16 protein-coding genes are annotated in these 17,343 nt (G+C 66.5%); 12 read left to right on the forward strand and 4 right to left on the reverse strand.

Annotated features, from left to right (window positions below; genetic code table 11):
* The first annotated feature begins 37 nt into the window (after positions 1-37).
* The 3 genes from radA to TK49_RS11005 all read left to right on the forward strand — a co-directional run bounded on the left by radA (position 38) and on the right by TK49_RS11005 (position 2,530).
* On the forward strand, positions 38-1,408 hold the full coding sequence (radA, locus tag TK49_RS10995; protein ID WP_045786720.1) for a DNA repair protein RadA: 1,371 nt from the start codon (positions 38-40) through the stop codon (positions 1,406-1,408).
* A gap of 110 nt (positions 1,409-1,518) precedes the next feature.
* The gene (locus TK49_RS11000; RefSeq protein ID WP_045786721.1) at positions 1,519-1,998 is read left to right on the forward strand and encodes a disulfide bond formation protein B; all 480 of its coding nucleotides are present in this window, start codon (positions 1,519-1,521) and stop codon (positions 1,996-1,998) included.
* A gap of 16 nt (positions 1,999-2,014) precedes the next feature.
* On the forward strand, positions 2,015-2,530 hold the full coding sequence (locus TK49_RS11005; protein ID WP_045786722.1) for a 2-thiouracil desulfurase family protein: 516 nt from the start codon (positions 2,015-2,017) through the stop codon (positions 2,528-2,530).
* Here the strand turns inward: TK49_RS11005 and TK49_RS11010 are convergent.
* Both TK49_RS11010 and TK49_RS11015 read right to left on the reverse strand, forming a co-directional pair.
* Entirely contained in the window at positions 2,513-3,631 is a 1,119-nt protein-coding gene (locus TK49_RS11010; RefSeq protein ID WP_045786723.1) for a CaiB/BaiF CoA transferase family protein, read from the reverse strand. The genes TK49_RS11005 and TK49_RS11010 overlap by 18 nt on opposite strands.
* A gap of 31 nt (positions 3,632-3,662) precedes the next feature.
* Positions 3,663-5,594, reverse strand: coding sequence for an ATP-binding cassette domain-containing protein (locus TK49_RS11015; RefSeq protein WP_045786724.1), 1,932 nt, complete (start codon positions 5,592-5,594; stop codon positions 3,663-3,665).
* A gap of 239 nt (positions 5,595-5,833) precedes the next feature.
* Here TK49_RS11015 and TK49_RS11020 point away from each other — a divergent pair, with 239 nt between their 5' ends.
* The 9 genes from TK49_RS11020 (at position 5,834) to TK49_RS11060 (ending at position 15,802) form a co-directional block, all read left to right on the forward strand.
* Positions 5,834-6,826 carry a MurR/RpiR family transcriptional regulator gene (locus TK49_RS11020; protein WP_045786725.1) on the forward strand — a complete coding sequence of 331 codons (993 nt, stop codon included), beginning with the start codon at positions 5,834-5,836 and terminating at the stop codon, positions 6,824-6,826.
* 17 nt (positions 6,827-6,843) lie between these two features.
* The gene (locus tag TK49_RS11025) at positions 6,844-7,809 is read left to right on the forward strand and encodes an isoaspartyl peptidase/L-asparaginase family protein (protein WP_045786726.1); all 966 of its coding nucleotides are present in this window, start codon (positions 6,844-6,846) and stop codon (positions 7,807-7,809) included.
* Positions 7,810-7,896: 87 nt separating this feature from the next.
* Entirely contained in the window at positions 7,897-9,744 is a 1,848-nt protein-coding gene (locus TK49_RS11030; RefSeq protein ID WP_394372263.1) for a dipeptide ABC transporter ATP-binding protein, read from the forward strand.
* Positions 9,745-9,793: 49 nt separating this feature from the next.
* Positions 9,794-11,359, forward strand: coding sequence for a glutathione ABC transporter substrate-binding protein GsiB (gsiB, locus tag TK49_RS11035; protein ID WP_045786728.1), 1,566 nt, complete (start codon positions 9,794-9,796; stop codon positions 11,357-11,359).
* Positions 11,360-11,429: 70 nt separating this feature from the next.
* A complete protein-coding gene (gene gsiC, locus TK49_RS11040; RefSeq protein WP_045786729.1) occupies positions 11,430-12,353 on the forward strand; it encodes a glutathione ABC transporter permease GsiC in 924 nt (307 codons plus the stop codon).
* A gap of 10 nt (positions 12,354-12,363) precedes the next feature.
* Complete coding sequence (gene gsiD / locus TK49_RS11045; protein WP_045786730.1) at positions 12,364-13,263, forward strand: glutathione ABC transporter permease GsiD; 900 nt, start codon at positions 12,364-12,366, stop codon at positions 13,261-13,263.
* A 1-nt stretch (position 13,264) separates the two neighbouring features.
* A complete protein-coding gene (locus TK49_RS11050) occupies positions 13,265-14,290 on the forward strand; it encodes a DmpA family aminopeptidase (protein WP_045786731.1) in 1,026 nt (341 codons plus the stop codon).
* A gap of 9 nt (positions 14,291-14,299) precedes the next feature.
* Complete coding sequence (locus TK49_RS11055; protein WP_045786732.1) at positions 14,300-15,115, forward strand: M55 family metallopeptidase; 816 nt, start codon at positions 14,300-14,302, stop codon at positions 15,113-15,115.
* A 321-nt stretch (positions 15,116-15,436) separates the two neighbouring features.
* On the forward strand, positions 15,437-15,802 hold the full coding sequence (locus tag TK49_RS11060) for a chitin-binding domain-containing protein (RefSeq protein WP_045786733.1): 366 nt from the start codon (positions 15,437-15,439) through the stop codon (positions 15,800-15,802).
* 96 nt (positions 15,803-15,898) lie between these two features.
* On the opposite strand, the gene prmB is transcribed toward TK49_RS11060, so the two are convergent.
* Both prmB and TK49_RS11070 read right to left on the reverse strand, forming a co-directional pair.
* On the reverse strand, positions 15,899-16,801 hold the full coding sequence (gene prmB / locus TK49_RS11065; protein ID WP_045786734.1) for a 50S ribosomal protein L3 N(5)-glutamine methyltransferase: 903 nt from the start codon (positions 16,799-16,801) through the stop codon (positions 15,899-15,901).
* 17 nt (positions 16,802-16,818) lie between these two features.
* Positions 16,819-17,337 carry a class IV adenylate cyclase gene (locus TK49_RS11070; RefSeq protein ID WP_045786735.1) on the reverse strand — a complete coding sequence of 173 codons (519 nt, stop codon included), beginning with the start codon at positions 17,335-17,337 and terminating at the stop codon, positions 16,819-16,821.
* Positions 17,338-17,343 lie beyond the last annotated feature (6 nt).

Raw genomic sequence — 17,343 nt, forward strand, 5'->3', positions numbered from 1 at the left:
CGCCGCCCGAGCGCAGCGGCCGTCAGCGGGGGGTTGTTTGGCCAAGAGCAAGACGGTCTATACGTGCACCGAGTGCGGGGGCACGTCGCCGAAATGGGCGGGGCAGTGCCCCAATTGCCAGCAGTGGAACACGCTGGTCGAGACAGTGGCGCAGCCGGCGACCGGCGCCGGCGCGCGTTTCCAGTCGCTGGCGTCCAGTGCCACGGTACGCAAGCTGTCGGACATCGACGCGGTGGACGTGCCGCGCTTCTCCAGCGGTATCGACGAGTTCGACCGCGTGCTGGGCGGCGGCTTGGTGAGCGGCGGCGTGGTGCTGATCGGCGGCGATCCGGGCATCGGCAAATCGACGCTGCTGCTGCAGGCGCTGTCGAACCTGTCGGCCGACCGCCGTGTGCTGTATGTGAGCGGCGAAGAGTCCGGCGCGCAGATCGCATTGCGGGCGCGGCGCCTGGGCATCGAAAGCCCGAACCTCGCGCTGCTGGCGGAAATCCAGCTCGAGCGCATCCAGGCCACCATCGAGGCGGAGAAACCCGAGGTCGTCGTCATCGATTCCATCCAGACGCTGTATTCGGAGGCGCTGACCTCGGCGCCGGGCTCCGTGGCGCAGGTGCGCGAATGTGCGGCGCAACTGACGCGCATCGCCAAGCGGCTGGATGTGACGACGATCCTCGTCGGCCATGTCACCAAGGAGGGCGCGCTGGCCGGGCCGCGCGTGCTCGAGCACATCGTCGACACGGTGCTGTATTTCGAGGGCGATACGCATTCAGCCTATCGGCTGGTGCGCGCCTTCAAGAACCGCTTCGGCGCCGTGAACGAGCTCGGCGTGTTCGCGATGACGGAGCGCGGCCTGCGCGGCGTGGCCAATCCGTCGGCGCTGTTCCTGTCGCAGCATGAACAGGTGGTGCCGGGCTCGTGCGTGCTGGTCACGCAGGAAGGGACGCGGCCGCTGCTGGTGGAGATCCAGGCGCTGGTGGACACGGCCAATGTGCCCAACCCGCGCCGCCTGGCGGTAGGCCTGGAGCAGAACCGGCTGGCGATGCTGCTGGCGGTGCTGCATCGCCATGCCGGCATCGCCTGCTTTGACCAGGACGTCTTCCTCAACGCCGTGGGCGGGGTGAAGATCACCGAGCCGGCGGCGGACCTGGCGGTGCTGCTGGCCATTCATTCGTCGATGCGCAACAAGCCGCTGCCGCGCGGGCTCGTGGTCTTCGGCGAGATCGGCCTGGCCGGGGAAATCCGCCCGACGCCGCGCGGGCAGGAGCGCCTGAAGGAAGCGGCCAAGCTGGGTTTCTCGATCGCCGTGATCCCCAAATCGAACGCACCGAAGCAGCCCATCGACGGGCTGGACGTGATTGCGGTCGAGCGCATCGAGCAGGCCATCGACCGCGTGCGTGCGCTCGAGGCCTGATCGTTCAACAACTTGCAACGGTCTCGGCGGGCGATCTGAAAATGCCGATGCCGTTGCAATGCGATAATCCGCCAACTTTTCCCGCTGAATCTTTCTGTCCAGACGCCGCCATGCAAGCCAATTCGCGCGCCTTTTTCCTGCTGATTGCCGTGATCGCCTTCGGGCTCGTCGGCTATGCGCTGTATCTGCAGCACGCCGAGGGGCTGCAGCCGTGTCCGCTGTGCATTCTGCAGCGGTTTGCGCTGCTCGGGATCGGGGTGTTTTCGCTGCTGGCGGCGCTGTCGTCCGCCACGCGGCTGTTGTGGCACGGTCTTGGCATGCTGTCGGGCCTGGCCGGCATTTGCGTGGCGGGGTATCACGTGTCGCTGCTGCTGAACCCGAAGTCCACGTGCGGTATCGACCCGATCGAGAACTGGGTCAACGCGCTGCCGACAGCCAAATGGCTGCCGCAGGTATTCGAGTCCGATGGACTGTGCACGGCGCCGACGCCGCCCATTCTGGGCGTGTCAATCCCGGCATGGTCGCTGATCTGGATGGTCATCCTTGCGCTGACACTGGTGGTGGCGATGATCCGCCGCGAGCGCCGCTGAGAGAGCCAAGCGGGCCATGCAGCGCGTACTGGTCAGCGCCTGCCTGCTGGGCCAGCCTGTGCGCTACGACGGCGGAACGGTCGTCACGGAGGGCGGCATCCTCGCGCGCTGGCAGATGGAAGGCCGGGTGATCCCGGTCTGCCCGGAGATGGCAGGCGGCTTGCCGGTGCCGCGCCCGCCGGCGGAAATCCATGGCGAAGGCGGCGGCGCCGCTGTGTTGCGCGGCGCCGCCCGCGTGTTCGAGCACCACGGTCGCGATGTCACCGGCGCATTTGTTCGGGGCGCGCAACGCGCCCTGGCTGCAGCGCAGGAGGCCGGCGCGCAGGTGGCCGTGCTCACCGAGCGCAGCCCCTCCTGTGGTTCGGCGTTTCTTTACGACGGAACATTCTCCGGTCAGCTGCAGCCGGGCCAGGGCGTGACGGCGGCGCTACTGCGCCAGCACGGGATTCGCGTCTTCAGCCAGCATCAGCTGGAAGACGCGGCGCATCTGCTGGCCATACTCGATCGCGACGGTTCAGTCGGCAAACCGTAACGGCAGGGCGAGCTGTACCGGCGCGCCGTTCTCGTTGACCACGCTGTTGCGCTCGGTAAAGAGCGGATGCCGCATGGCCTCTTCCATGCGCAGCACGGGCGTAACGCAGCAGTCGGCATGGGCAAAGCGCGCTGTCCACTCGGCTTGCGTGGCGGTGCGGAACAGCGTGGCCAGTTCATCATGGATGCCGCGGGCGTCTTCACCGCCAATCGGCTGGCCGAGCGACCAATGCCGGTCTTTCCACTCCGGCCTGCCGATGACGTCGCACATCGTCTGCCAGAACTTCAATTCGAGCGCGCCCACCGCCATGAAGCGATCGTCTGCCGTGCGGTACACGCCGTAGCACGGAACCCCGCCGTTGAGCAGGTCGGTGCCGGCCGGGCTCGCCTTGCCACGGGTGCCCACCGCAAAGAACGCCATCAGGTTGTGCGCGAAGACCGAGTCGGTCATCGATACGTCGATGTAGCGGCCGCGGCCGGTGGCGCGCGCATCCACCAACGCGGCCAGGATGCCGACCACCGCCGTGAGGGCACCGCCGAGCAAGTCGCCGATCTGCACGTTGGGGACGATGGGCGCGCCGTCGGCGCCGGCGAGCTGATCGAGCATGCCCGCATAGCCCACGTAGTTGATGTCGTGGCCGGCCGCGTGCGCGAGCGGGCCGTCCTGGCCGTAACCGGTGATGGAGCACATCACGAGGGCCGGGTTGGCGGCGCGCAGCGTATCCCAGCCGAGGCCGAGGCGCGCCATCACGCCGGGGCGGAAGCTCTCGATCAGCACGTCGGCATGGCGCACGTGCTCGATGAGTGCTTCACGGCCTTCGGGGGGCTTGAGGTCGAGCCGCACCTCGGTCTTGCCGCGATTGAGCGAGCGGAAGAACAGGCTGGGGCGGCCGGTTTCGCGATCGGCGGACGAGCGCAGCATGTCGCGCGCGTAATCGCCCGGACCAGGGTCTTCGATCTTGATGACGTCCGCGCCAAGGTCGGCCAGATGGCGACTGGCGGCCGGGCCCGGCAAGAGCCGCGTGAGGTCGAGCACGCGCACGCCGGCCAGTGGGTGCTGCGTGGCGGTGGGGGCGTCCGGCGACGAAGCGGAAACGGTCATCTGCAAGTCTCCCTGGCCGGACGTGCCGGCGTTATCCGATCTGTTCGAGTTGTTCGTGCAGTTCGAGCCAGCGTTCTTCCAGCGCGCCGAGTTCGGTGTTGATCTCGGCCTGGCGGCGCAGGCTTTCCATCATGCGTGCCTTGTTGGCTTCCTCATAGGCGGCGCTGTCGGCCAGGAACGCCTCCAGCTCGGCCTTTTCCTTCTGCAGCGGGGCCATGCGCTTTTCGATGGCGTCCACGTCCTTTTGCAGCGGCTTGCGCAGGGCGGCCAGGCGCTGGCGCTGCTCGGCTTCTTCGCGCTTCTGGTCGCGGCGATTGGCTGCGGGCGCGGCGCCGGCCTCGGTGGCCGGCGCGCTTGCCGCGGCGCGTTTGGCGGCCGCCTGCTTGAGCAGCCAGTCGCGGTAGTCGTCCAGGTCGCCGTCGAACGGTGCGACGGTGCCCTGGCCGACCAGCAGGAACTGGTCGGTCGTGGCGCGCAGCAGGTGCCGGTCGTGCGAGACGAGGATCAGCGTGCCATCGAACTGGGCGAGCGCCATCGTCAGCGCTTCACGCGTGTCGAGGTCCAGGTGGTTTGTCGGCTCGTCGAGCAGCAGCAGGTTGGGGCGCTGCCAGACGATGAGCGCGAGCGCCAGGCGCGCCTTTTCGCCGCCGGAGAATGGGGCGATGGGCGCAGTCGCCATGTCGCCGCGGAAGTTGAAGCTGCCGAGAAAGTCGCGCAGCTCCTGCTCGCGCACGTCGGGGGCCAGGCGCGCCAGGTGCAGCAGCGGCGAGGCGTTGTCGTCCAGCGTCTCAAGCTGGTGCTGGGCAAAGTAGCCAATCTGCAGGCCCTTGCCGCGACGGATCGTGCCCGACAGCGGCGCGAGCGTATCGGCCAGCGTTTTCACGAGCGTCGACTTGCCCTGGCCGTTGGCGCCCAGCAGGCCGATGCGCTGGCCGGTCTGGATCGAGAACGTCAGGTGTTTGAGGATGGTGATGGGCTCATCAACGCTCGGGCCGGGATAGCCGCAATCGACCGCCTCGAACGTCAGCATCGGGTTGGGCGCGGCATCGGGTTCGCGGAATTCGAACGAGAAGCCCGCCGCCGCATGCACGGGCGCGAGGCGCTCCATGCGCTCGAGCGCCTTGACGCGGCTCTGCGCCTGCTTGGCCTTGGTGGCCTTGGCCTTGAAGCGGGTGATGAACGATTCGAGATGCGCGATCTGCTTCTGCTGCCGTGCGTAGGCGGCTTCCTGCTGCGCCATCTGCTGCAGGCGCTGCGTCTCGAACTGCGTGTAGTTGCCGCCGTAGCGCTTGAGTTTCTGCTGCTCGATGTGCAGCGTGACGTTGCACACGGCGTCGAGGAATTCCCGGTCGTGCGAGATCGTCACCAGCGTGCCGGGATACCGCGAAAGCCAGTCTTCCAGCCAGACCACGGCGTCCAGATCCAGGTGGTTCGTCGGTTCGTCGAGCAGAAGCAGGTCGGACGGACACATCAGCGCCTGCGCGAGGTTCAGCCGCATGCGCCAGCCGCCGGAGAAGCTCGCCACCGGCTGTGTGGTCTGCGCCATCGTGAAACCGAGACCGAGCAGCAGCGCCTGCGCACGCGCCGGTGCGGTGTAGCCGTCGGCATCGGCGAAGGCGGCGTGGGCTTCGGCCTGGGCGTGGCCGTCGTGCGCAGCTTCGGCGGCGGCCAGGCGGCGTTCGATGTCGCGCAGGCGGGTGTCGCCGTCGAGCGTGTAGTCCAGCGCGCTGCGGTCAACCGCGGGCGTTTCCTGCGCCACGTGGGCAATCCGCCAGGTGGGCGGGATGGCGACCTCGCCGCCGTCGGCATGCAAGTCGCCGCGCAGCAGCGCAAACAGCGTGGATTTGCCGCTGCCGTTCACGCCGACGAGGCCCACGCGCTCACCAGGGTTGAGGGTGGCGGTGGCGTGGTCGAACAGCACCTTGGTGCCGCGCTGGAGGACGAGGTCGTCGAATCGGATCACGAAGAACTGCGCTTTTGGACAATCGGAGAAGGGTGCGATTGTAGCCTGCCGCCGCGCACGATCCTGGCGCGCCGGGAGCGGCCGATGTGGTGCATTGCACCGTTGAAGCGCGCCGCGCGCCCGGCATCTGTGCGGACGCTTTTGACCTAGGGAAAACCATAGGTCTGCATGAAAGTTTTTTTCTTTACATGCGCCATTCGTGAAAATACATTTACACAAAATTTTCACAGCCCAAGAACATGGCGAAACCCACCAGCAAGCGTACGGATGTGTCCAAGGGCGCATTCGCGGCCGATGCCTCGGTCTCCGAGCGCATCGGAGCGGCGCTTGCCACGCTCACGCCGGCGCACCAGCGCATGGCCGAATACGTGCTGGCGAACCCGTTTCGCGCCGCCACCATGCGCATCGACGAGTTTGCCGCCGCGGTGGACATGTCGATTGCCACGGCCAACCGTTTTGCGCTGGCGCTGGGCTTTGACGGCTATCCGCAGTTTCGCGCGGAGCTGCTGCGCGGCTTCGAGGCGACGCTCGCCCCGGTCGAGAAGCTGCGTCACGAGCTGGCCCGGCCGGCCACCAGCGCCGAGATTTTCGCCGCCTCGCTCAACGAAGACATTGCCAACCTCGATGCCACCCGCCGCATGGTCGATGCCGCCGCCTGCGAGCGCGCGGTGGATGCCATCCTCGGTGCGCAGCGCATCTACGTGATGGGCTTTGGCGCCAGCGGCTACCTCGCCGGGCTGCTGCGCCACGGGCTGGATCTGTACTGCAACACGGTGATTTCCGTCTCGCAGGCGGGCGGCGCATCGGACGCGGCCCGCCAGCTGCGCAAGATCGGCCCGAAGGACCTGCTGATCGCCATCGCGTTTCCGCGCTATGCCGCCGACACCATCACCCTGGCCAGGCAAGCCGGCGAGCAGGGCTGCCAGGTGCTGGCCTTGACCGATGGCCCGACTTCGCCGCTCGCGCCGCTGGCCGGCATCGCGCTGTATGCGCGCACCGAGCGGCAGTTCTCCGCGACGTCGGACACGGCCGCCGTGGCGCTGTTCGAGGCGCTGTGCGGCGCGGTGGCGCATCGCTCTGCGCATTCGCTCGAGTCTGCCGAGCGCCTGACTGCCTTCGTGCTGCCCTGGCTGCATACCGGCCAGGCATCGCGCCCAGGCACATCGGGCGCCGACGCTTCCGGCGCGTCCACCACCTCTCGCCGCGGCCGCAAGCGCGCCGCTGAAAACTGATTTTCATAGAGCCACGCATGACCACGCCCATTCTCGCCATCCATGGCGGCGCCGGCACCATCACCCGTTCGGACATGAGCGCCGACAAGGAAGCCGCCTACCAGCAGGCGCTCAACGACATCCTGGCTGCCGGCCAGCGCATCCTGATGGACGGCGGCAGCGCCCTCGATGCAGTGACCGAGGCCGTGCGCCTGCTCGAAGAATGCCCGCTGTTCAATGCCGGCAAGGGTGCGGTGCTCACGAGCGCCGGCACGTACGAACTCGATGCGTCGATCATGGATGGCACCACGCTGGCCGCCGGCGCGGTGACGTGCGTCAAACGGCTGCGCAACCCCATCCTGGCGGCCCGTGCCGTGATGGAGCACAGCGAACACGTGCTGTTCACCTCGGAGGGCGCCGAGGCATTCGCCAAGGCACAGGGCCTGGAGTTCGTCGAGCCCGGCTATTACTACACCGAGGCCCGCTACGCCCAGTGGCAGCGTGCCCGCCAGAAAGACGGCATGGCGATGTTCCTCGACCACGACGCCGCATCACTCATGGCCAAGCCGGCCGAACCCATCGACCCGGACAGCAAGTTCGGCACCGTGGGTGCCGTGGCGTGCGATGCGCAAGGCCGGCTGGCGGCGGCCACGTCCACGGGCGGCGTCACCAACAAGAAGGTCGGCCGCGTGGGCGATACGCCGATCGTCGGGGCAGGGTGTTTCGCCAACAACGTGGCGGCGGTGTCGTGCACGGGCACGGGCGAGATGTTCATCCGCGCCGTCGCGGCCTACGACGTGGCCGCGCAGATGCAGTACGCCGGCAAGTCGCTGGCCGACGCGGCGGACGATGTGGTGATGCGCAAGCTCGTCGCCATCGAGGGCCGCGGCGGGATGATCGCCGTCGACGCGCAGGGCAACGTTGCGTTGCCGTTCAACACCGAAGGGATGTACCGCGGGTTTGCGCGCGGGGCCGAAGCGCCCGTCGTGTCGATCTACCGGTAAGCACGAGCCCAGCAGAGAAGCGAGCAGGACAGCAGGAGATTTGTCGTGACAGCAAACAAACAGCCCAGTGCCAGCAGCGTCATTGCCATGCCCGATCAGCGCGTCGTGCAGGTGCAGGACCTGAGCGTGCGCTTTGCCACGTCCGAACGTGTGGTCGACGCGGTGCGCAACCTGTCGTTCCATGTCGACCGCGGCGAGACGCTGGCCGTGGTGGGCGAATCGGGGTCGGGCAAGTCGGTGACGTCGCTGGCGCTGATGCGGCTGGTGGAGCACGGCGGCGGCAAGATCGTCGGCGGGCAGATGCATCTGCGCCGCCGCAACGGCGAGGTGCTGGACCTGGCCAACGCCAGCCCCGCGGCCATGCGTGGCGTGCGCGGCGCCGATATCGCGATGATCTTCCAGGAGCCCATGACCTCGCTCAACCCGGTGTTCACCGTGGGCGAGCAGATTGCCGAATCGATCCGCCTGCACCAGGGGAAGTCCGCCAGTGAAGCCAAGGCCGAGGCGCTGCGCATGCTGGAGCTGGTGCGCATTCCGGAAGCCCGCAATGTGCTGGGGCGCTATCCGCACCAGCTGTCGGGCGGCATGCGCCAGCGCGTGATGATTGCGATGGCGCTGTCATGCAAACCGTCGCTGCTGATTGCGGATGAGCCGACCACCGCGCTGGACGTCACCATCCAGGCCGAAATCCTGCAACTGATCCGCGCGCTGCAGCAGGAGCTGCACATGGCCGTGGTGTTCATCACGCACGACATGGGCGTGGTGGCGGAAGTGGCCGACCGCGTGCTCGTGATGTACAAGGGCGATCGCGTGGAAGAGGGCCCGTCGGCCACGGTCTTCGCACAGCCGGCGCATCCGTATACGCGTGCGCTGCTGTCGGCGGTGCCGCGCCTCGGCTCGATGCAGGGCACCGATGGCCCGGCGCGCTTTCCGCTGTTGCGTGTGGATGGCACGGCCGCCGCGGTCGATACGACACCGCAACCGGCGGCGTCGCACGATGTGCAACCCATTTTGCGTGTGCGTGATCTCGTCACGCGCTTTGACGTGCCCACGGGCATCTTCGGCCGCGTCACGCGCCGGGTGCATGCGGTGGAGCAGGTCAGTTTTGATCTCTACCCTGGTGAGACGCTGGCGCTGGTCGGCGAATCGGGCTGCGGCAAGTCGACGACGGGACGGTCGCTCTTGCGTCTGGTGGACTGCCAGAGCGGCAGCATCGAATTTGCCGGCCAGAACATCGGCGAGTTGAAGGGGCCCGCGCTCCAGACGCTTTGCCGAAACATCCAGTTCATCTTCCAGGACCCATTCGCCTCGCTGGACCCGCGCGTGCCGGTCGGCTACTCCATCATGGAGCCGCTGCTGGTGCACAAGGTGGCTTCCGGCAAAGAGGCGCAGCAACGCGTGGAATGGCTGCTCGACAAGGTGGGCCTGCAGGCCGCGCATGCGTCGCGCTATCCGCACGAGTTCTCGGGCGGGCAGCGCCAGCGCATCTGCATTGCGCGCGCGCTGGCATTGAACCCGAAAGTGGTGATTGCCGACGAGTCGGTGTCCGCGCTGGACGTGTCGATCCAGGCGCAGATCGTCAACCTGATGCTCGACCTGCAGAAGGAGTTTGGCGTTGCGTTCCTGTTCATCTCGCATGACATGGCGGTGGTGGAGCGCATCAGCCATCGCGTGGCTGTGATGTATCTCGGCCAGATCGTCGAGATCGGCCCGCGCCGCGCGATCTTCGAAAACCCGCAGCACCCCTATACGAAGAAGCTGATGTCGGCCGTGCCGATTGCGGACCCGGCGCGCCGTCACCTGAAGCGTGAACTTTCCACGCACGAAATTCCCAGCCCGATCCGTGCCGTTGGCGACCTGCCGGTGGTGCAGCCGTTGGTGCAAGTGGCGCCAGACCACTTTGTTGCCCGCCATTCGATTGGCGGCGCGTATTAATCGCAATACAGAACGCAGTGAGACGTCATCTTTGATGAGGAGGAAGGAAATGTTCAATCGCTTTGCCCACCGAGTCGCATTCGGCCCGCGCGCAGCCATGGTTGCCAGCGGCCTGGCCCTGGCGGCATTCACCATGCCGGCCTTTGCCGCCAAGGACGCCGTGATGGCGGTCTACTCGACCTTCACCACGATGGACCCGTACGACGCCAACGACACGCTGTCGTTCAGCGCCGCCAAGTCGTTCTATCAAGGCCTGTTCGGCTTCGACAAGGACATGAAGCTGGTCAACGTCCTGTGCGACAGCTACGACGTCAGCAAGGACGGCCTGGTCTACACGTTCAAGCTGCACAAGGGCGTGAAGTTCCACGACGGCACCACGTTTGACGCCACCGCCGTCAAGGCCAACCTGGACCGCGTGACGGACCCGGCCAACAAGCTCAAGCGTTTCGTGCTGTTCAACCGCGTGGCGAAGACCGAAGTGGTGGATCCGTACACCGCCCGCGTGACGCTCAAGGAGCCGTTCTCGCCGTTCATCAACGTGCTGGCGCACCCGTCGGCGGCCATGATTTCGCCCACGGCGCTCAAGAAGTACGGCAAGGACATCGCCTTCCACCCGGTCGGCACCGGCCCGTTCGAGTTTGTCGAATGGAAGCAGACCGACTACCTGAAGGGCAAGAAATTCGAGGGCTACTGGAAGCATGGCCTGCCGAAGATCGACACCATCACCTGGAAGCCGGTGGTCGACAACAACACGCGCGCCACCGTCATGCAGACGGGCGAAGCCGACTTTGCGTTCACGATTCCGTTCGAGCAGGCCGCGGTGCTCAAGAGCAGCCCGAAGGTTGACCTGATTGCAGCGCCGTCGATCATTCAGCGCTATGTCAGCTTCAACACCAACGTGAAGCCGTTCGACAACCCCAAGGTGCGTCAGGCAATCAACTACGCCATCAACAAGGATGCGCTGACCAAGGTGGCGTTTGCGGGCTACGCCGTGCCGTCTGAAGGTGTGGTGCCGCCGGGCGTGGACTACGCCGTCAAGCTGGGTCCGTGGCCGTACAACCCGGCCAAGGCGAAAGAGCTCCTGAAGGAAGCGGGCTACCCGAACGGCTTCGAGACGCAACTGTGGTCGGCCTACAACCACACGACGGCGCAGAAGATCATCCAGTTCGTGCAGCAGCAACTGGCGCAGGTCGGCATCAAGGCGTCGGTGCTGGCGCTGGAAGCCGGCCAGCGCGTCGAGCGCGTCGAAAGCGTGCCGAAGCCGGAAGACGCCGGCGTGCGCATGTACTACGCAGGCTGGTCGTCGTCGACGGGTGAATCGGATTGGGCGCTGCGTCCGCTGCTGGCATCGGAAGCCATGCCGCCCAAGTCGTTCAACACGGCGTACTACAAGAACGAGCAGGTCGATGCCGACATCGCGGGCGCGCTGCGCACGACCGATCGCGCAGAGAAGTCGAAGCTCTACACCGACGCGCAGAAGCGCATCTGGGAAGACGCACCGTGGGCCTTCCTGGTGACGGAGAAGATCGTCTACGCACGTTCGAAGCGTCTGTCGGGGGCCTACGTGGCGCCGGACGGCTCGTTCAGCTTTGATGACATCGACATCAAGCAGTAAGCCTCAACGTTGTGCCGGCCCGCGCAGGCGTTGTGCGGGCCACTGAATTTCCGCCTGCGGTGGATTTGCCATGCTGAATTACTTCGTAAAACGTGTGCTGGGCGTGATCCCGACGCTGCTGATCGTGGCAGTGCTGGTGTTCCTGTTCGTGCATCTGTTGCCCGGCGACCCGGCGCGTTTGGCCGCCGGCCCCGAAGCGGACGAGACGACGGTCGATCTCGTACGCAAGGACCTGGGCCTGGACAAGCCGATGCACGAGCAGTTCGTGCGTTTCTTCGCCAACGCCGCACGCGGTGAATTCGGCAACTCCATCCGCACCAAGCGCCCGGTGAGCGAAGAGATTGGCGAACGCTTCTGGCCGACGCTCAACCTGACGATCACCAGCATGGTGTGGGCGGTGATCTTCGGCATGGTGATCGGCATCACATCCGCCGTGTGGCGCAACAAGTGGCCCGACCGTCTGGGCATGACGCTCGCCGTGTCGGGCATTTCGTTCCCCGCGTTCGCACTCGGCATGCTGCTGATGGAGGTGTTCTCGGTGCAGCTCGGCTGGCTGCCGTCCATCGGCGCGGATACCTGGAAGCACTACGTCCTGCCTTCGCTCACGCTGGGCGCGGCCGTGGCCGCCGTGATGGCGCGCTTCACGCGTGCATCGTTCGTGGAGGTGCTGCAGGAAGATTTCGTACGCACCGCCCGTGCCAAGGGCGTGCGCGAGACGGTGGTGGTCATCAAGCATTGCCTGCGCAACGCGATGATCCCGGTGGTGACGATGATGGGTCTGCAGTTCGGCTTTCTGCTGGGCGGCTCGATCGTCGTGGAGAAGGTGTTCAACTGGCCGGGTCTCGGGCGCCTGCTGGTAGATGCGGTGGAGATGCGCGACTACCCGGTCATCCAGGCCGAGGTGCTGCTGTTCTCCCTGGAGTTCATCCTGATCAACCTCGTGGTGGACATGCTGTACACCGTCATCAACCCCACCATCCGCTACAAGAAGTAAGGAGGCCGCCATGACCCAAGCCACAAGCCAGGCGGTCGCACCGCAAGCCGCCACCGAACCCGTCCGCACCCCGTGGACGGAGTTCTGGCGCAAGTTCCGCAAGCAGCATCTGGCGATGGGCGCCGGTGTGTTCGTGATCGCGCTGGTGTTGATCGCCATCCTCGCGCCGCACATCGTGCCGTTCGACCCGGAAAACTATTTCGACTACGACGCGCTCAACGCGGGGCCGTCGGCGCAGCATTGGTTTGGCGTCGACTCGCTGGGCCGCGATATCTTCAGCCGCATCCTGATGGGCACGCGCATCTCGCTGGAAGCGGGCTTCGTGTCGGTCATCATCGGCGCCATCGTGGGCACCATGCTGGGCCTGCTGGCCGGCTACTACGAAGGCTGGTGGGACCGCATCGTCATGCGCATCTCCGACGTGCTGTTCGCCTTCCCGGGCATCCTGCTGGCCATCGGCATCGTCGCCATCCTGGGCAACGGCATGATCAACGTGATCTTTGCCGTGGCGGTGTTCAGCATTCCGGCGTTTGCGCGGCTGGTGCGCGGCAACACGCTCATGCTCAAGCACCTGACGTATGTGGAAGCCGCACGCAGCATCGGCGCATCGGACTGGACGATCATCATGCGGCACATCCTGCCGGGCACGATTTCGTCCATCGTCGTGTACTTCTCGATGCGGATCGGCACCTCGATCATCACCGCTGCCAGCCTTTCGTTCCTGGGCCTGGGCGCACAGCCGCCTACGCCGGAGTGGGGCGCGATGCTCAACGAGGCGCGCGCCGACATGGTGACGGCGCCGCACGTGGCGATCTTCCCGAGCCTGGCCATCTTCCTGACCGTGCTGGCGTTCAACCTGCTGGGCGACGGCCTGCGCGACGCGCTGGATCCGAAGATCGACCGCCGTTGATATGCCGATCCGCCTTCCTGCCATCGGCACGCTGCCGGCCGGCACACGCAACAGCATCACCGACGTGGCCGGCGTCACGGTCGGCCACGCAACGATTGCCGGCGGCGACATCCAGACCGGCGTGACCGTGGTACGCCCGCACGCCGGCGACGTGTTTCTCGACAAGGTGCCAGCCGCCAGCGTCGTGCTCAACGGCTTCGGCAAGAGCATCGGCCTGGTGCAGGTGGACGAACTCGGCGTGCTGGAAACGCCGATTGCGCTGACCAACACCTTTGCCGTGGGCGCCGTGGCGCAAGCGCAGATCCGCCAGGCAGTTGCCGCCAACCCGCAGATCGGCCGCGCATGGTCGACCGTCAATCCGCTCGTCTTCGAATGCAATGACGGCTACCTGAACGACCTGCAGGCGTTTGCCGTGCAGGACGTCCACTACGACGCGGCCTACGCTGCGGCAGCCCAAGCGTTTGAGCAGGGCGCGGTCGGGGCAGGGCGCGGGATGTCGTCGTTTGGCGTGAAGGGCGGCATCGGCTCTGCGTCGCGCGTGGTGGCGCTTGCTGACGGCACGCAACGCACGGTGGGCGCGCTGGTGCTGTCCAACTTTGGCGTGACGGAAAACCTGACGCTTGCAGGGCGCAACGTCGGTGCGGAGCTGGCAAAAGCGCTGGCCGCCGGCACGCCGGCGCCGGAAAAGGGCTCGATCATCATGCTGCTCGCCACGGATGCGCCGCTCGATGCACGCCAGCTGCGCCGCCTTGCCTTGCGCGCTGGCGCCGGGCTGGCGCGCACCGGCTCCGTCTTCGGCCATGGCAGCGGCGACATCGCGCTCGCGTTCTCCACTGCCTACACCGTGCCGCACGAAGGCACACGCGCCATGCCGGCCGTCGCCATGACCCACGAATCGCACCTCGACCCGCTGTTCCAGGCCGCCGCCGACAGCGTCGAACAAGCCATCGTGCACGCGCTGTTCCACGCAACGGCCGTCACCGGCCGCGACGGCAACACGCGCCGCGCACTGACCGAATTGATCTGACCTGACTCCATGCGAATCCTGATTTCCGCCGACATCGAAGGCGTGGCCAACGTGTTCCACCCCGAGCAGACGCGCCCCGGCAACGGCGAATACGAACGCGCCCGCCGCTGGATGACCGCCGAAGCCGACGCCGCCGTGCGCGGTGCCTTCGATGGCGGCGCCACGGACGTGCTCGTCAACGATTCGCACGGAGGTTTCCGCAACCTCATCCCCGATTCTATCGACCGCCGCGCACGCTTCGTCCTCGGCAAGCCGCGCTACCTGAGCATGATGGCCGGCGTGGACGGCTGCGATGCCGTCTGCATGATCGGCTACCACGCGCGCGCCGGCAGCCGTGGCGTGCTGGCACACACCATCAACAGCTTCGCGTTTGCGCGCGTCTGGTTCAACGAACAGGAACTGGGCGAAGCCGGCCTCTACGGCGCCCTGGCCGGCGAGCGCGGTGTGCCGGTGGCCGTGGCCAGCGGCGACGACGTGTTCATCAAGGAAACCAAGCCGCTGCTGCCGCACACCACGTTTGTCGAGACCAAGCAGGCCGAAGGCCAGAACGCCGGCACATCGCTCTCGCCCGAGCAGTCGTGCGAAGCCATCTACGCAGCGGTCAAAGCCACGGTACGGCGCGGCCATTTCAGCATGCCGCTGCGCCTCCAGGCACCGATCGTCTGCCGCCTGCAAACGCAAACGCCCGCATTGGCCGATCTGTTCTGCCAATGGCCCGCCCTGGAGCGCGTCGACGGCACGATGCTGCGCTTCGCCGCCGACTCCGTAGAACATGCCGTGCGCATGCTCAACAGCCTCTCCGCCATGTCCGCGATGCTGCGTTAAGCACCAGCTCGACGCGTCACGGCGGCAGCGCACGCGCCCCGACGGTTTGGCCGTTCATGCCCTGGATGGCGCCTTGAATTTCTGTAAGCGGGCGGAAAAAAGACGGGGAACTGTCTGAGCGCAGCGAGTTTTCCCCGGCTCCGCCCGGTTACAGAAATTCAAGGAGTGGGTCGCCATCTCGGACGCGCCTGTCTTTGCCTACCTTTCTTTGGCAAGACAAAGAAAGTCGGTCGGCCCCGACAGGGGACGAAACAGGGATGGACCAAAAACGCACATCACAGCGTAAACTTCAGCACATCCAACCCCCGAAGGAGCCCCCCCATGACCCGCGCACTCACACTCACCACGTTGCTGTGTGCGCTAGCAGTCGTCACGGTAACCGCCTGCGACCGCCGCCCATCTCCCAATCCGCCCGCGCCCCAAGCATCCAAGGCCGAGAAAGAGGCCGCCGCGCTGGCCAAAGCCGCCGCGGAATTCAAGTGCCCGGGGCCTTCCGCCCGATTCATGGTCGACGACGGCACCAACCGCGGCCCGAAGCAGCCCGAGCGCACCAATTGCACCACCGCCTACGCCACGTGCGATGCGCAGTCCCGGGCCGTGCTCGACCGCTGCCCGAGCGGCCAGGTGTTCGACAAGCGTTTTTCCATCTGCGTCGTGAAAGACGCGTGCGATGAGGTGAGGTCCTGACGCTGTTTCGGCAGCGGCGGCCGTTGCAGCCTCGCCTGCGAGTTGCGCTTGGTGCGTCCGGTTCCGAAGCCCGCGCGTGGGCAGAACACTCGGCGCTTAAAGCGCCTCGCGCGTAATCAGGAACACCTGGTCTTCGCCCGCGCTGGTCGGCAGCCAGATGAGGTCGAGATCGGGGAACGCCGCTTCGACGTTTTCGCGCTCGTTGCCGATTTCCACCACCAGCACGCCGTGCGGCTTCAGGTAGCGCGGCGCGTCGGCCAGGATGCGGCGCACGATGTCCATGCCGTCGTTGCCGCCGGCCAGCGCCATGTGCGGCTCGGCACGATACTCGGGCGGCAGCGCCTGCATCGACGCTTCGTTTACGTACGGCGGGTTCGTCAGGATCACGTCGTAATGCACGCCCGGCGGCAGCGGCGCATACAGGTCGCCCTCGTGCAGGCGGATGCGGTCTTGCAGGCGGTATTCGTCGACATTGCGATTGGCCACCACCAGTGCATCCGGTGACAGGTCCACCGCATCGATCGTCGCATTGGGCCATTGCAGCGCCGCCAGGATCGACAGGCAGCCCGAGCCGGTGCACAGCTCCAGCACGTCGGTCGGGCCGTCTTCCTGGTCGATCCACGGCTCCAGCCCGTCTTCGAGCAATTCGCCGATGAAGCTGCGCGGCACGATCACGCGCTCGTCCACGTAGAAACGCATGCCGTGCATGAACGCCTCGTGCGTGATGTACGCAGCGGGCACGCGGTCGACGGCGCGGCGCTCGATCACGTTCAGCACGGCCGCCACTTCTTCGGGCAGCAGGCGCGCGTCCATGAACGGCTCCAGCGTGTCGATCGGCAGGTGCAGCGTGTGCAGGATCAGGTAGGCGGCTTCGTCGTAGGCGTTCTCGCTGCCGTGGCCGAAGACGAGGCCCGCCGCGGTGAAGCGCGACACGGCGTAGCGCAGCAGGTCGCGCACGGTGGTGAACGGGTGGGAAGCGGGGAGGGTAGGCGTGGTCATGGGTGACGTGAGTTGGCTCAGCGTTGGGTGGCAGCGAGCAGGTCGACGTAGGCCACGTCGAGCAGGTCGGATTCGGCAATGCCGAGGGTGCGCATCAGTTGATGGGCGGTCTTCACGCCGTCGTTCTCGGACTGCGTATCGTGCAGCACGACTTCGAGTTCGACGAAATCGCCGAGGTCTTTCACCGCATCGACATGAATGCGCGTCTGGCCGGAGAGATACAGCTGGCGCACCTTGATGACCCGGCCGGCGGTGCCGATGGCGGCGGCCAGCGTGTCGCGCAGGGCATCGGGCGCGCTGGTCGGAACGATGTGGTAGCTGGACACCCGCGGGCCGGTGCTGTCGGCACGGAAGTAGTGGATCAGCTCCCCGCGCTCGGGCGAGAACTGCCGCAGCTTCAGGCGCCCGTTCGCGCAGGCGAAGAACGTGTCGTCCTGCTCGATGCGCTCGGGGCCGGAATCCGCGATGGCGGCCGCGCGTTCAATCAGCGCAGCCACATCGCGCACACGCGCCTTGATCTCGACGTTGCGCGCCATCGGGGC

Origin of the sequence: Ralstonia mannitolilytica (assembly GCF_000954135.1) — a bacterium.
In the GTDB taxonomy this organism is placed as follows: Bacteria; Pseudomonadota; Gammaproteobacteria; order Burkholderiales; family Burkholderiaceae; genus Ralstonia; species Ralstonia mannitolilytica.

Excerpts from the sequence above, each read along its gene's own strand:
- gsiB (WP_045786728.1), top strand. The coding sequence starts at position 9,794 with ATGTTCAATCGCTTTGCCCACCGAGTCGCATTCGGCCCGCGCGCAGCC.
- TK49_RS11060 (WP_045786733.1), top strand. The coding sequence starts at position 15,437 with ATGACCCGCGCACTCACACTCACCACGTTGCTGTGTGCGCTAGCAGTC.
- TK49_RS11070 (WP_045786735.1), bottom strand. The coding sequence starts at position 17,337 with ATGGCGCGCAACGTCGAGATCAAGGCGCGTGTGCGCGATGTGGCTGCG.
- gsiD (WP_045786730.1), top strand. The coding sequence starts at position 12,364 with ATGACCCAAGCCACAAGCCAGGCGGTCGCACCGCAAGCCGCCACCGAA.
- TK49_RS11020 (WP_045786725.1), top strand. The coding sequence starts at position 5,834 with ATGGCGAAACCCACCAGCAAGCGTACGGATGTGTCCAAGGGCGCATTC.
- TK49_RS11050 (WP_045786731.1), top strand. The coding sequence starts at position 13,265 with ATGCCGATCCGCCTTCCTGCCATCGGCACGCTGCCGGCCGGCACACGC.
- TK49_RS11055 (WP_045786732.1), top strand. The coding sequence starts at position 14,300 with ATGCGAATCCTGATTTCCGCCGACATCGAAGGCGTGGCCAACGTGTTC.
- TK49_RS11005 (WP_045786722.1), top strand. The coding sequence starts at position 2,015 with ATGCAGCGCGTACTGGTCAGCGCCTGCCTGCTGGGCCAGCCTGTGCGC.
- TK49_RS11000 (WP_045786721.1), top strand. The coding sequence starts at position 1,519 with ATGCAAGCCAATTCGCGCGCCTTTTTCCTGCTGATTGCCGTGATCGCC.
- TK49_RS11030 (WP_394372263.1), top strand. The coding sequence starts at position 7,897 with ATGCCCGATCAGCGCGTCGTGCAGGTGCAGGACCTGAGCGTGCGCTTT.
- gsiC (WP_045786729.1), top strand. The coding sequence starts at position 11,430 with ATGCTGAATTACTTCGTAAAACGTGTGCTGGGCGTGATCCCGACGCTG.
- TK49_RS11010 (WP_045786723.1), bottom strand. The coding sequence starts at position 3,631 with ATGACCGTTTCCGCTTCGTCGCCGGACGCCCCCACCGCCACGCAGCAC.
- prmB (WP_045786734.1), bottom strand. The coding sequence starts at position 16,801 with ATGACCACGCCTACCCTCCCCGCTTCCCACCCGTTCACCACCGTGCGC.
- TK49_RS11025 (WP_045786726.1), top strand. The coding sequence starts at position 6,844 with ATGACCACGCCCATTCTCGCCATCCATGGCGGCGCCGGCACCATCACC.